Consider the following 13,131-nt stretch of genomic DNA (forward strand, 5'->3'; position numbering starts at 1 on the left):
CCTACGGCATGGAATCGGTCGCGCGGCAGTTTGCCGCCGGTAAACACGTCATGGTGATTCGCAACGGCTGGTTCAGCTACCGCTGGACGCAGATTTTTGACATGGGCAGCATCCCCGCGACGCACACCGTGCTGAAGGCGCGCAAGCAGGGCGGCGGCCCGACCGCGCCCTATGCGCCGGCGCCGATCGCGGAGGTGACTGCGACGATCCGCGAAAAGAAACCGGCGGTGGTGTTCGCGCCGCACGTGGAAACCGCCGCCGGGATGATCCTGCCCGACGACTACCTGCGCGCCGTGGCCGACGCCGTGCATGCCGTGGGCGGCCTGTTCGTGCTCGACTGCATCGCCTCCGGCGCGATGTGGGTCGACATGCAGGCCACCGGCGTTGACGCGCTGATCTCGGCCCCGCAAAAGGGCTGGAGCAGCTCGCCCTGCTGTGCCATGGTCATGCTGAGCGAGCGAGCTAGAGTCGCCATTGACGGCACCACCAGCACCAGCTTTGCCTGCGACCTGAAGAAGTGGCTGCAGATCATGGAAACCTATGAAAAAGGCGGCCACGCCTACCACGCCACGCTGCCGACCGACGCCCTCACACAACTGCGCTCCGCCATGAGGGAAGCGCAGGCCTACGGCTTCGCCAGGGTCAAGGCCGAACAAGTTGCCCTGGGCAGCCAGGTGCGCGCCCTGTTCGAAAGCCGCGGCCTGCCCAGCGCCGCCGCCGAAGGCTTCAAGGCCCCTGGCGTGGTGGTCAGCTACACCACCGACCCCGAGATCCAGTCCGGCAAAAAATTCCTGGCTCAGGGCCTGCAAACCGCCGCCGGCGTGCCGCTGCAATGCGACGAAGGCCCCGACTTCATGACCTTCCGCGTCGGCCTGTTCGGGCTGGAGAAGTGGCACCAGGCGGAGCGCACGGTGGGGCAGCTGGCGGGGGCGCTGGACCGGATGGGGGTGGTGGCTGTGGGGGAGGCGGTTGCTGGGTGAGGACGGCGTGATCCGCTTCGCGATCATTGATCCTGAGCCGTTTTGAAAGGTCGATTTTTCGCCTCGCTCGATTTGCCGCAAGCGTCTCGAGTTTTTCAACACAATAGACTGCGAGCAGTCATTCAGTGTCGGTGCACGACTCGCAGCACCCGACCTCTTGCTGTCGACCGAGCCACCAGAAATTCCTCAATAGGCTCTCGTGAATCCGCCATCGTGAAGAATATTGAGTCCGGTCATGTTGTCGGAGAACGCCGACAGCAAGCCTTCGACCGCAGCGGCGACCTCATCGGGTGCGCCATATTTCCTCAGGGGAATATTCGACGTCTCTTCGGCAAGGCGTTGCGCCAATGTTGTTCCCGCCTTGGCCGCGCGCTTCTCAAGAGACGCGGCATACCCCGGCGTGAGCGTGCCTCCCAGGGACAGCGTATTCACGTGAATCCCCTGCTCACCCAGCGCGAAGGCCAAGGTCTTGGCTTCAGCCAGCCAGGCGCAACGAATGACGTTGCTTGAAGCGTAATGGCCCAAGACCTGCACCGATGAGATGCCCGAGATGATGACGATCTTGGATCGCCTGCCATTCGCAGGGTCCGGCTTCATGGTCGCAATGGCCGCCTTGAGCAGCGACAGCGGGCCCACAAAACTATTCTGAAGGACCTCGCGCCACTTGTCACTGCTTGGGAGTGGATCGTTTGTAGGTGGGTCCTGCGGCGGCATCAAGACGGCTCCGTCCAGGATCACGTTTCTTGCGTTCAGTTCTTCGGAAAATTTCTTGACCGAGTCATCGCGCGTCATGTCGACGGAAATCCATGAGGAGGTGCCGGGACAGGTGTTCGACAGTTCAGTGCAGAGTGACTGAAGTTTGCCGGCATCGCGTGCCGCAAGAACGAGGGAGTTTCCGGCTTTCGCCAGCCTGTGGCAGACGGCCAGCCCGATGCCACCGGTCGCGCCTGTCACAAGAATCGTTTTAGATATTCCGGACATCATCCACTCCTTCCGCAAGGCTCAAGCTGGACGCCCAATGCGTCCGCCGTTTTGGGTGGCTCTACCGTCCGCCCGCCAGATGTGAAGGGCATGGCGTTGTGTGGGACATCGACACCAGTAAACATGGAAAATTGAGCATCCCAGTTGCACTATCGCCCGCGAAGGTGCCTTTGTCACGCTATTTTCGTGTCGGAACGTCCGCTAAAGTTTCCGCGTAGTGTGATTGCACAGAAAGGTTCACCAGAGCCTGCCGAACGAAATTTGGTGCGCTGGTTTTGCGTGAATGGCGATCATTTTTAAGAAAAATGTGCCTACAGCCCATGTTTTATGGGCGTATTAAGCTATCAAAATGAGAGTAATCAATGAACTATGAAGCCGTGTTATTCGACTGCGATGGCGTGCTCGCCGACAGCGAACCCATCACCAACGGCGTGCTGCGCGCCATGCTGCAGGAGTCGGGCTGGACGCTGACGCTGGCCGAGTGCATGCGCATTTTTGTCGGCAAGGCGGTGAAGGACGAGGCGGCGCTGATCGAGGCGCGCACCGGCCAGCCGCTGACCGAGGACTGGATGGTGCGCTTTCGGGAGCGGCGCAACCTGGGGCTGATGCGTGAGGTCAGGCCGATTCGCAATGTGGTCGAGGCGGTGGCGCGGATTCATGCGCAGCATGAAGGCCGCATCGCCTGCGCCTCGGGTGCTGACCGCTTCAAGGTCGAGCTGCAGCTGGAAAAGTGCGGGCTGCTGCCCTATTTTGCGGGGCGCATCTTCAGCGGCCATGAGATGCCGCGCTCCAAGCCGGCGCCCGATGTCTACCTGGCGGCAGCGGCTGCGCTGGCTGTGGATCCGACGCGGTGTGCGGTGGTGGAGGATACGGTGACGGGTGTTACCGCCGGTGTGGCGGCGGGGGCGACGGTGTTTGGCTACAGTCCGCCCGAAGCCGGCCATGACGCGCCTGACGCGTTGCGCCGCGCCGGGGCGGTAGAAATTTTCACCGACATGGCAAAGCTGCCAGGCTTGCTGAATCTGCGCGCCACCTGAGTCTTCGGCTGGGGGCGGGGGCGCATTCCTGCCCCGTCAAACCCTCCTACACTGGCAGGCATGACGCCGATCTCAGCCACCCCGATCGCCTTTGTCCGCACGCTGCTGCTGGCCTATGCGCGCTATGGGCTGGACCCGGCGGCTGCGCTGGCCAGGGCGCAGATCACGCCCACGACGCTGCGGCAGCCGGACGGCGCTATCACCTCCAAGCAGCTGGAAGTGCTGGCGGCAGAGGCCATGCGCGAGCTCGATGACGAAGCGCTGGGCTGGTTCTCACGCAGGCTGCCCTGGGGCAGTTACGGCATGCTGCTGCGGGCGTCATTGAGCGCGCCGGATCTGGGTGTGGCGCTGCGGCGCTGGTGCCGCCACCACGGTCTGCTGACCAGCGATGTGGCGCTGAGCCTGTCGGTGGCCAATGAGGTGGCCACCTTGAGCCTGCTGGACCAGGGGCTGAAGCCCGAGATGCGCGAATTTTGCGTCGTGACCCTGTTGCGCAACCTGCACGGCGTGGCCTGCTGGCTGATTGATTCGCGCATTCCGCTGCAGGCGGCGAGCTTTGTCTATGCGGCGCCGGCCCATGCGGCGGTTTACCCGGTGCTGTTTCCCGTCTTGCTTGCGAGGCCGCTGCAGTTTGACGCGGCGCAGACCTGTCTGCGCTTTGACGCGCGCTACCTCGCCATGCCGCTGCGCCGCGATGAAAAAGCGCTGAGCGCCATGCTGCCGCAGGCGCTGGCGCTGGTGGTGCGGCAATACCGGCGCGACCGGTTGCTGGTGCAGCGCGTGCGCATGCTGCTGCAAAGCCGGGCCGAACTGGCCAATGCCGTGGCCCTGGCCGATGCGCTCAATGTGTCGCCGCGCACGCTGCACCGCCAGCTGCAAGAGGAGGGCGCGTCGCTGCAGGCGCTGAAGGACGAGGTGCGGCAGGCCCAGGCCGTGGCGGCGCTGCGCCGTACCGACCGGCCGATCAAGCAGGTCGCGCTGGCGGCCGGGTTTCGCAACGAGAAAAGCTTTTCGCGCGCCTTTCGGCAGTGGACGGGTGACTCGCCGGCCGACTACAGGCGCAAAATGGGGCAGTAGCCGGCCGCCGTCTTAAAAGTGGCACGATTTGCAACCTGGGTGGCCGCCAAAGATACGGGTTTGGCTCTAAGCTAGGAGCAGAACGGACCCGTTTTTTCTTACGGAGACAGACATGACTTCAGCCCTTCCGGCCGCCCCGATCCCGCCGGCGGCCCCGGCGCCCCTGGCCTCGGCGGACGCCGGCGCCAGCCAGGCGCGAGGCGCCACCGACGTGCCGCTGATCGAGCAGACCCTGGGCGACTTTTTTGATGCCATGGTGCAGCGCCAGCCCGACCATGAGGCGCTGGTCAGCGCCCATCAGGGCCTGCGCTACAGCTACCGCGAACTGCAGACCGAAGCCAACCGGCTGGCCAGCGCCCTGCTCGGGCTGGGCCTGCTGCCGGGCGACCGCGTCGGCATCTGGTCGCACAACAATGCCCAGTGGCTGCTGATGCAGCTGGCCACGGCCAAGGTCGGGCTGATTCTGGTCAACATCAACCCGGCTTACCGCGTGGCCGAGCTCGACTACGCGCTCAACAAGGTGGCCTGCAAGGTGCTGGTCACCATGGCGCGCTTTAAAACCAGCGACTATCTTGGCATGCTGCGCGAGTTGGGCGGCGAACGCCTGCCGCATCTGCAGACCACGGTGTGGATAGACGAGCCGGGGCAGGGGGGTGAAGAGCCCGGCATGCTGCGTTTCTCGGACCTGCTGGCCCAGGGCGACCCGCAGGATGCGCGCGTGGCCGCCACCGCCGGCACGCTGAAGGCCACCGACCCGATCAACATCCAGTTCACCAGCGGCACCACCGGCTTCCCAAAAGGCGCCACGCTGACGCACCGCAACACCCTGAACAACGGCTTTTTCATTGGCGAGGCGATGAAGCTGACACCGGCCGACCGGCTGTGCATTCCGGTGCCGCTGTACCACTGCTTTGGCATGGTGCTGGGCAACCTGGCTTGCCTGGCCCACGGCGCCACCATCGTCTACCCGAATGACGGCTTCGATGCGCTGACGGTGCTGCAAACGGTGCAGGCTGAAAAATGCACCGGCCTGCACGGCGTGCCCACCATGTTCATTGCCGAGCTCGATCATCCGCGCTTTGCCGAGTTTGACCTGTCCAGCCTGCGCACCGGCATCATGGCCGGCTCGCCGTGCCCGACCGAGGTGATGAAGCGTGTGGTCGAGCAAATGAACCTGCGCGAAATCACCATTGCCTACGGCATGACCGAAACCAGCCCGGTCAGCTGCCAGAGCGGCGCCGACACGCCGCTGGACCGGCGCGTCGCTACCGTGGGCACGGTGCAGCCGCACCTGGAGATCAAGATTGTTGACCCCGAAACCGGCGCCGTGGTGGCGCTCGGTGTGTCGGGTGAATTCTGCACGCGGGGCTATTCGGTGATGCACGGCTACTGGCAGGACGAGGCCAAAACCCGCGAGGCGATTGATGCCGGGGGCTGGATGCACACCGGCGACCTGGCCACCATGGACGGCGAAGGCTACGTCAACATCGTGGGCCGAATCAAGGACATGGTGATACGCGGCGGCGAAAACATCTACCCGCGCGAGATTGAAGAATTTTTGTACCGCCACCCCAAGGTGCAGGATGTGCAGGTGGTGGGCGTGCCCGACAGCAAATACGGCGAAGAGCTGTGCGCCTGGATCATTGCCAAGCCCGGCCAGACGGTGGGCGAGGACGAGATTCGCGCCTTTTGCAAGGGCCAGATTGCGCACTACAAGGTGCCGCGTTACATTCGCTTCGTGAGCGAATTTCCGATGACCGTGACCGGCAAGATCCAGAAATTCAAGATTCGCGACGCGATGAAAGACCAGCTTGGTCTGCAAGAAGAAAGAACCGCATGAGCCTCCTGGAAACCAAACTCAACGCCCGATCGGCCGACTTTCAGGCCAACGCCGCCGCCATGCGCGCGCTGGTCGATGACCTGCACCAGCAGCTGGCCAAGGCCGCTGCCGGCGGCGGTGAAGCCGCCCGCGCCAAGCACGCCGCGCGCGGCAAGCTGCTGCCGCGCGACCGCGTGCAGATGCTGCTGGACCCCGGCACCCCGTTTCTCGAGATCGCGCCGCTGGCCGCACACGGCATGTACCTGAACAAGGACGGCGTGGGCGACGCGCCCGGCGCCGGCATGATTGCCGGCATTGGCCGCGTCAGCGGGGTCGACTGCATGGTGGTGTGCAACGACGCCACCGTGAAGGGCGGCACCTACTACCCGATGACCGTCAAAAAGCATTTGCGGGCGCAGGAAATCGCGCAGCAAAACCGGCTGCCCTGCATTTATCTGGTGGATTCCGGCGGTGCCAACCTGCCGAACCAGGACGAGGTGTTTCCCGACCGCGACCACTTTGGCCGCATCTTTTACAACCAGGCCAACATGAGCGCGCAGGGCATTGCGCAGATTGCCGTGGTCATGGGCAGCTGCACCGCGGGCGGCGCCTATGTGCCGGCCATGAGCGACGAAAGCATCATCGTCAAGGAGCAGGGCACGATTTTCCTGGCCGGCCCGCCGCTGGTCAAGGCCGCCACCGGCGAGGTGGTGAGCGCCGAGGAGCTGGGCGGCGGCGACGTGCACACGCGGCTGTCGGGCGTGGCCGACTACCTGGCGCAGAACGACATGCATGCGCTGGCGCTGGCCCGTGCCGCGATCGCCAACCTGAACGCTGATTCACGGTCAAATAGCCCGCTAGCCCAGGTACAACGTGCGCCAGTAGCTCCTAAATATGTAGCAGATGAGGTCTACGGCGTGGTGCCAACCGACACGCGCAAACCCTATGACGTGCGCGAAATCATTGCCCGCATCGTGGATGACAGCGAGTTTGACGAGTTCAAGGCGCGCTTTGGCACGACGCTGGTCACCGGCTTTGCGCACATCGAGGGCATGCCGGTCGGCATCGTCGCCAACAACGGCATTTTGTTCAGCGAGTCGGCGCAAAAGGGCGCGCACTTCATCGAGCTGTGCTGCCAGCGCAAGATCCCGCTGGTGTTCCTGCAAAACATCACCGGCTTCATGGTGGGTAAAAAGTACGAGGCCGAGGGCATTGCGCGCCACGGCGCCAAGATGGTGATGGCCGTGGCCACGGCCCAGGTGCCCAAATTCACCATCATCATTGGCGGCAGCTTCGGTGCCGGCAACTACGGCATGTGCGGCCGCGCCTACAGCCCGCGCTTCATGTGGATGTGGCCGAACGCGCGCATCTGCGTGATGGGCGGCGAGCAGGCCTCGTCGGTGCTGGCCAGCGTGCGGCGCGACGGCATCGAGGCCCGCGGCGGCCAATGGAGCGCAGAGGAAGAAAAAGCCTTCAAGCAACCGATGCTCGACCAGTTCGAGCGCCAGTCGCATCCGTATTACGCCAGCGCCCGTCTGTGGGACGACGGCGTGATTGACCCGGCCGACACCCGGCGCGTGCTGGCGCTGGGCCTGGCGGCCAGCCTGCATGCGCCCATTCCTGAACCGAAGTTCGGCGTCTTTCGCATGTAAGGGCAGCAGATGGCCGACATCCTGGACAGCACCATTTACGACACCCCCGAGCACGCACAGCTGCGCGAGCAGATCGCGCGTTTCATCGCCCGCGAGGTCGAGCCCCATGCCAGCGCCTGGGAAGAAGCCGGCTGCGTGCCGCGCGAGGTGCTGCGCAAGATGGGTGATGCGGGGTTGTTCGGGCTGATGTACGAGCCCGACTACGGTGGCGCGGGCGCCGACGCCATGACCAACCTGGTGTTTGCCGAAGCGCTGTCGCAATCGACTTTTGGTGGCTTCATCATCACCGCGCTGGTGCATACCGACATGGCCAGCCCGCACCTGCACCATGCGGGCACGCCGCAGCAAAAAGCGCGCTATTTGCCCGGCGTGATTCGGGGCGACACCATCACCGCTGTCGGTATCAGCGAACCGGGTGCCGGCTCCGACGTGGCCGGACTGCGCACCACGGCCAGACTCGAAACCGGCAGTGATGGCGAGCACTGGGTGCTCAATGGCACCAAGATGTTCATCACCAATGGCGTGCATGCCAACCTGTATTTCATCGCGGCCCGCACCGGCAGCGCGCGCCATGCGGTGTCGATGTTCATCGTCGAAAAAGGCACGCCCGGCTTTACCGTGGGCCGGGCGCTGAAGAAAACCGGCTGGCTCTCGTCAGACACGGCCGAGCTGATCCTGGACAACGTGCGCATCCCCGCTGAAAACCTGCTGGGCGAGCGGGACCGCGGCTTTCAGGCGGTGATGAAGAACTTTCAGACCGAACGCATCGCGCTGGCGGCCATGGCGGTGGGCCATGCCACGCAGGCGCTGCGCATGACGCTGGACTATGTGCGCCAGCGCCAGGCCTTTGGCGCCACGCTGTTCGACAAGCAAACGGTACGCCAGCGCCTGGCCATGCTGGACGCCAAAACCCGCGCCGCGCGCCAGTACCTGTACCACTGCGCCTGGCTGGTCACGCAGCAGCGCGACGTGGTGCAGGATGTGTCGCTGCTGAAAGCGCTGACCGGCGAGCTGGTCAACGAAGTGCTGCAGACCTGCCAGCAGTTTCATGGCGGCATGGGCTATATGCGCGAAACGCCGATTGAACGCCTGTGGCGCGATGCGCGCGTGCTGGCGATTGGCGGCGGCGCCACCGAAGTCATGCTGGATGAAGCCGCCAAACGGTATGGCTAGATTTATTCCTGGAGTCAGGGCCAAAAGGAAACGGAAACCATGAGCACGCTAAACATTGAGGTCAGCAACCATGTCGCCACGGTCACATTGAACCGCCCCGAGGTGCGCAACGCCTTCAACGACGAGGTGATTGCCGAGATGGCGAAGGCCTTCGCTGGCCTGAGCGGGCGCGACGACGTGCGCTGCATCGTGTTGGCGGCCGAGGGCGCGGCCTTTTGCGCGGGCGCCGACCTGAACTGGATGCGCAGCATGGCCGACTACACGCGCAACGAAAACTTCGCTGATGCGGGCCAGCTCGCGACCATGCTGCGCACGATTTACGAATGTTCCAAGCCGACCATTGCCCGCATTCAGGGCGATGTCTATGCCGGTGGCACCGGGCTGGTGGCCGCCTGCGACATCGCGGTGTCGGTGGACAGCGCCAACTACTGCCTGAGCGAAGTCAGGCTGGGGCTGATTCCCGCCACCATCAGCCCGTATGTGATTCGAGCCATGGGCGCGCGCGCCGCCCACCGCTACTTTCTGACGGCCGAGCGCTTTAGCGCCGCCGAGGCCTTGCGAATTGGTTTTGTGCATGAGGTGGTGCCCGCGGCCGAGCTTGATGCCAAGGTGGCCGAGCTGACGAAAGCGCTGGTCAATGCCGGGCCGCAGGCCGTCAGGCTGTGCAAAAAGCTGCTGCAGGACGTGGCCGGGCAAGCCATCACGCCGGAACTGCTGCAGATGACGGTCGCCGGCATCGCCGACATCCGCGTCAGCGTCGAAGGCCGTGAAGGCGTGCAGTCGTTCTTGCAGAAGCGCAAGCCATCATGGCTTGCAGCTGACGAGTCCTGAAAGGCTTTTATGCCTGCATTGGATACTGTACAACTGATCGCCCTGGCCGGCGCACTGGGCTGGGCCAGCGGCGTGCGCCTGTATCTGGTGGTGCTGCTGACGGGGCTGGCCGGCTTCATGGGCTGGTTTTCGCTGCCGCAGGGCCTGCAGCTGCTGGCACACCCCATGGTGCTGGGGGCCAGCGGTTTCATGGTGTTTGTCGAATTTTTTGCCGACAAGATTCCGGGCCTCGACTCGCTGTGGGACGTGGTGCACAGCGTGATCCGCATACCCGCCGGGGCGGCGCTGGCGGCGGCGGTGTTTGGCGCCGACAGCGGCGTGATGACGCTGGTGGCGGCGCTGATGGGCGGCACGCTGGCGGCCACCAGCTTTGCCGCCAAGGCCACCACGCGCGCCGCCATCAACACCTCGCCCGAACCGTTCAGCAATGTCGGGGCTTCCCTGCTTGAGGACGGGCTGGTGCCCGCCGGCCTGTGGCTGTCGATTGCCCACCCGCTGGTGTTTGTGCTGGTGCTGGCGCTGGTGCTGGTGCTCAGCGTCTGGCTGATCCGCATTTGCTGGCGTTTTTTGCGCCAGTTGTTTACCCGCGTTGCCCGCATTTTCAGCGGCAGGCCCGATCCGGGGCTGTCGCCGGCCTTTACCCTGAAGTCACCTTTTGCAAAGAACGACCCCCATGTTTAAGAAAATCCTCATTGCGAACCGGGGCGAGATCGCTTGCCGCGTCGCCGCCACCGCCAAACGCATGGCCATCAAGACCGTAGCCGTGTACTCGGATGCCGATGCCAACGCCAAACATGTCAGCGTTTGCGATGAAGCCGTTCACATTGGCGGCAGCGCGCCCAAGGACAGCTACCTGCGCTGGGAGCGCATCATCGAAGCGGCCAAGGCCACGGGCGCGCAGGCGATTCATCCGGGCTATGGCTTTTTGAGCGAGAACGAGGAGTTTGCCCAGGCCTGTGCCAGTGCGGGACTGGTCTTCATCGGCCCGCCGGCGTCGGCCATCAAGGCGATGGGCCTGAAGTCCGAATCCAAACAACTGATGGAAAAGGCCGGCGTGCCGCTGGTGCCCGGCTACCACGGCAGCGACCAGGACGCGGCCATGCTCAAGCACGAGGCGGACCGCATCGGCTACCCGGTGCTGATCAAGGCCAGCGCGGGCGGCGGCGGCAAGGGCATGCGCGCGGTGGACAAGTCAGAAGACTTTGACGCGGCGCTGGCCTCCTGCAAACGCGAGGCCATCAACAGTTTTGGCGACGACGCGGTGCTGGTCGAAAAATACGTGCAACGCCCGCGTCACATCGAGATCCAGGTGTTTGGCGACACGCATGGCAACTATGTCTACCTGTTCGAGCGCGACTGCTCGGTGCAGCGTCGCCATCAGAAGGTGCTCGAAGAAGCCCCGGCGCCCGACATGACGCCGGAAATGCGCGCCCAGATGGGCCTGGCCGCCGTCGCAGCCGCGCGTGCGGTCAACTATGTGGGCGCGGGCACGGTCGAATTCATCGTCGAGCAGCGTGCTGACGGCAGCATGAATTTCTTTTTCATGGAGATGAACACCCGCCTGCAGGTGGAGCATCCGGTGACCGAAGCCATCACCGGGCTGGACCTGGTGGAGTGGCAGCTGCGCGTGGCCTCGGGCGAGAAGCTGCCGCTGGCGCAAGAGCAGCTGCGCATCAATGGCCACGCCATCGAGGCCCGCATTTGCGCTGAAAACCCGGACAACAACTTTCTACCCACCACCGGCACCCTGCATGTTTACGACAAGCCGGTGTGCACCGCTTTTGAACGTGGATGGGTCCGCATTGACGATGGCGTGCGCGAAGGCGATACGATTTCGCCCTTTTACGACTCCATGGTGGCCAAGCTCATCGTGCACGGCCAGACCCGCGAAGAAGCGCTGGCCCGGCTGGACGAGGCGCTGGCGCAAACCCGCATCGTCGGGCTGAGTACCAATGTGCAGTTTTTGCGCTACGTGGTGCGCAGCCCGTCGTTTTCCCAGGCTAACCTCGATACCGCGCTGATTCCGCGTGAAGAGGCGGTGCTTTTCAAGCAGGAGCCGGTCGGCTTGCCCATGGCAGCCGCTGCGGCGATTGCCCAGACGCTGCTGAGCGAAAAAGCCACCGAGGGCACCGACCCGTTCAGCCGCCGCGATGGCTGGCAAACCCATGGCGTGACGCAGCGGCCTTTCGAGTTCGACTTCCACGGCGAGCACTCCAAAGCGGCATTGACCTATCTGCATGACGGCGCTTTGCAATTAAAGGTTGGCGACGTGTCAGGACCGCTGGTGTTTGCCAGAAGCGCTCAAGGCATCGACATCCAGTTTGCGGGCCAGCGCCTGACGGCGGCGGTCTATACCCGGGGCGAGGTGGATTACGTGTTTGCCGCCAGGGGCGCGACCCAGATCACGGCGATTGACTTGCTGGCCCACGCCGGTGAGAGCCACACCGAAGGCGGCCGGCTGACCGCGCCCATGCCGGGCAAGGTCGTGTCGTTCGCCGTCAAGGCCGGCGACAAGGTGAGCAAGGGCCAGGCGCTGGCGGTAATGGAAGCCATGAAAATGGAGCACACGATTGCCGCCCCGGCCGATGGCGTGGTGCAGGAGCTGCTGTATGCGCCGGGCGACCAGGTGACGGAAGGCGCGGAGTTGCTAAAAATAGCGGTCTGATTTTCAGGCGATCTTTTTCGGGAACCGAGTGAATGCGCATTACCTTTTGCTGCACCGACACCAAAGCCCAGCCCTGGCTGGAGGGCCTGCGCGCCGCCTTGCCCGGGGCCGAGGTGAGCCTGTGGTCTACCGGCGCGGCCTCGGCCGACTATGCGGTGGTCTGGGCTCCGCCGCAGCAGTTTCTGGATGAGCAGACGCGGCTCAAAGGGATTTTCAACATCGGCGCCGGTGTCGATGCGCTGATGAAGCTGCGCCTGCCGGCCGGCGTTCCGGTGGTTCGGCTCGACGACGCGGGCATGTCAGTGCAGATGGCCGAGTATGTGTGCCACGCCGTGATCCGGCACTTTCGCGAGTTCGACGCCTATGAGGCCGATGTGGCGCATGGCCAGTGGTCTTACCGCAGGCCGCGCCGGCGTCAGGAGTTTCCGGTCGGCGTGATGGGCCTGGGCGTGCTGGGACAACGTGTCAGCCGGGCGCTGGCGCAGTTTGATTTTTCGGTGCGGGGCTGGAGTCGCTCGGCCAGGGCGGTTGACGGTGTGCAGTGCTTTTCGGGCGAGGCCGGGTTTGACGATTTTTTGGCCGCCACCCGCATTCTGGTCTGCCTGTTGCCGCTCACGCCAGAAACCCAAGGCATCATGCGACGGGACACGCTGGCCCGCCTGCAGCCGGACGGTTATGTGATCAATGTGGCGCGCGGCGGCCATCTGGTTGATGAGGACCTGATTGCGCTGCTGGACAGCGGCCACCTTGCCGGCGCGACGCTCGACGTGTTTCGCACCGAGCCGCTGCCGGCGGCGCACCCGTTCTGGAAGCACCCGAAAATCACCCTGACGCCGCATACCTCGGCCCGCACCCTGCGCGACGAAAGCATTGCCCAGATTGCCGGCAAGATACAGGCCCTGCACGGCGGCGCGCC

The 13,131-nt window shown here is 64.4% G+C and carries 11 protein-coding genes; 10 read left to right on the forward strand and 1 reads right to left on the reverse strand.

Going from position 1 to position 13,131, the window contains the following annotated elements; translation table 11 throughout:
* On the forward strand, nt 1-980 hold a 980-nt coding region (locus RMO23_RS15940), incomplete at its 5' end, for an aminotransferase class V-fold PLP-dependent enzyme (RefSeq protein ID WP_309683584.1).
* A gap of 186 nt (nt 981-1,166) precedes the next feature.
* Here RMO23_RS15940 and RMO23_RS15945 read toward each other — a convergent pair.
* Nucleotides 1,167-1,961, reverse strand: coding sequence for an SDR family oxidoreductase (locus RMO23_RS15945; protein ID WP_309683585.1), 795 nt, complete (start codon nt 1,959-1,961; stop codon nt 1,167-1,169).
* Nucleotides 1,962-2,323: 362 nt separating this feature from the next.
* On the opposite strand from RMO23_RS15945, the gene RMO23_RS15950 reads away from it, so the two are divergent.
* The 9 genes from RMO23_RS15950 to RMO23_RS15990 all read left to right on the forward strand — a co-directional run.
* Nucleotides 2,324-2,998: an HAD family phosphatase gene (locus tag RMO23_RS15950; protein ID WP_309683587.1), complete on the forward strand. Its 675-nt coding sequence runs from the start codon at nt 2,324-2,326 to the stop codon at nt 2,996-2,998.
* A gap of 60 nt (nt 2,999-3,058) precedes the next feature.
* The gene (locus tag RMO23_RS15955; RefSeq protein WP_309683588.1) at nt 3,059-4,075 is read left to right on the forward strand and encodes an AraC family transcriptional regulator; all 1,017 of its coding nucleotides are present in this window, start codon (nt 3,059-3,061) and stop codon (nt 4,073-4,075) included.
* A gap of 112 nt (nt 4,076-4,187) precedes the next feature.
* On the forward strand, nt 4,188-5,915 hold the full coding sequence (locus tag RMO23_RS15960; protein ID WP_309683589.1) for an AMP-binding protein: 1,728 nt from the start codon (nt 4,188-4,190) through the stop codon (nt 5,913-5,915).
* Entirely contained in the window at nt 5,912-7,546 is a 1,635-nt protein-coding gene (locus tag RMO23_RS15965) for a carboxyl transferase domain-containing protein (protein WP_309683591.1), read from the forward strand. The genes RMO23_RS15960 and RMO23_RS15965 overlap by 4 nt, the downstream gene beginning before the upstream one ends.
* A 9-nt stretch (nt 7,547-7,555) precedes the next feature.
* Complete coding sequence (locus tag RMO23_RS15970; RefSeq protein WP_309683592.1) at nt 7,556-8,719, forward strand: acyl-CoA dehydrogenase family protein; 1,164 nt, start codon at nt 7,556-7,558, stop codon at nt 8,717-8,719.
* A gap of 39 nt (nt 8,720-8,758) precedes the next feature.
* A complete protein-coding gene (locus RMO23_RS15975; RefSeq protein ID WP_309683594.1) occupies nt 8,759-9,550 on the forward strand; it encodes an enoyl-CoA hydratase/isomerase family protein in 792 nt (263 codons plus the stop codon).
* Between the two features lie 9 nt (nt 9,551-9,559).
* Entirely contained in the window at nt 9,560-10,231 is a 672-nt protein-coding gene (locus RMO23_RS15980; protein WP_309683596.1) for a DUF4126 domain-containing protein, read from the forward strand.
* Nucleotides 10,224-12,215: an acetyl/propionyl/methylcrotonyl-CoA carboxylase subunit alpha gene (locus RMO23_RS15985; RefSeq protein ID WP_309683597.1), complete on the forward strand. Its 1,992-nt coding sequence runs from the start codon at nt 10,224-10,226 to the stop codon at nt 12,213-12,215. Before RMO23_RS15980 ends, RMO23_RS15985 begins: the two co-directional genes overlap by 8 nt.
* A gap of 32 nt (nt 12,216-12,247) precedes the next feature.
* Nucleotides 12,248-13,131, forward strand: an 884-nt coding sequence (locus RMO23_RS15990; protein ID WP_309683599.1) for a glyoxylate/hydroxypyruvate reductase A, incomplete at its 3' end; no start/stop codon positions are given.

Source organism: Polaromonas sp., assembly GCF_031411155.1.
GTDB lineage: Bacteria > Pseudomonadota > Gammaproteobacteria > Burkholderiales > Burkholderiaceae_C > Polaromonas.

Bases quoted from the DNA above. Each gene is read 5' to 3' on its own strand.
- RMO23_RS15950 (WP_309683587.1), top strand. From the start codon at position 2,324: ATGAACTATGAAGCCGTGTTATTCGACTGCGATGGCGTGCTCGCCGAC.
- RMO23_RS15975 (WP_309683594.1), top strand. From the start codon at position 8,759: ATGAGCACGCTAAACATTGAGGTCAGCAACCATGTCGCCACGGTCACA.
- RMO23_RS15960 (WP_309683589.1), top strand. From the start codon at position 4,188: ATGACTTCAGCCCTTCCGGCCGCCCCGATCCCGCCGGCGGCCCCGGCG.
- RMO23_RS15970 (WP_309683592.1), top strand. From the start codon at position 7,556: ATGGCCGACATCCTGGACAGCACCATTTACGACACCCCCGAGCACGCA.
- RMO23_RS15980 (WP_309683596.1), top strand. From the start codon at position 9,560: ATGCCTGCATTGGATACTGTACAACTGATCGCCCTGGCCGGCGCACTG.
- RMO23_RS15945 (WP_309683585.1), bottom strand. From the start codon at position 1,961: ATGTCCGGAATATCTAAAACGATTCTTGTGACAGGCGCGACCGGTGGC.
- RMO23_RS15985 (WP_309683597.1), top strand. From the start codon at position 10,224: ATGTTTAAGAAAATCCTCATTGCGAACCGGGGCGAGATCGCTTGCCGC.
- RMO23_RS15955 (WP_309683588.1), top strand. From the start codon at position 3,059: ATGACGCCGATCTCAGCCACCCCGATCGCCTTTGTCCGCACGCTGCTG.
- RMO23_RS15965 (WP_309683591.1), top strand. From the start codon at position 5,912: ATGAGCCTCCTGGAAACCAAACTCAACGCCCGATCGGCCGACTTTCAG.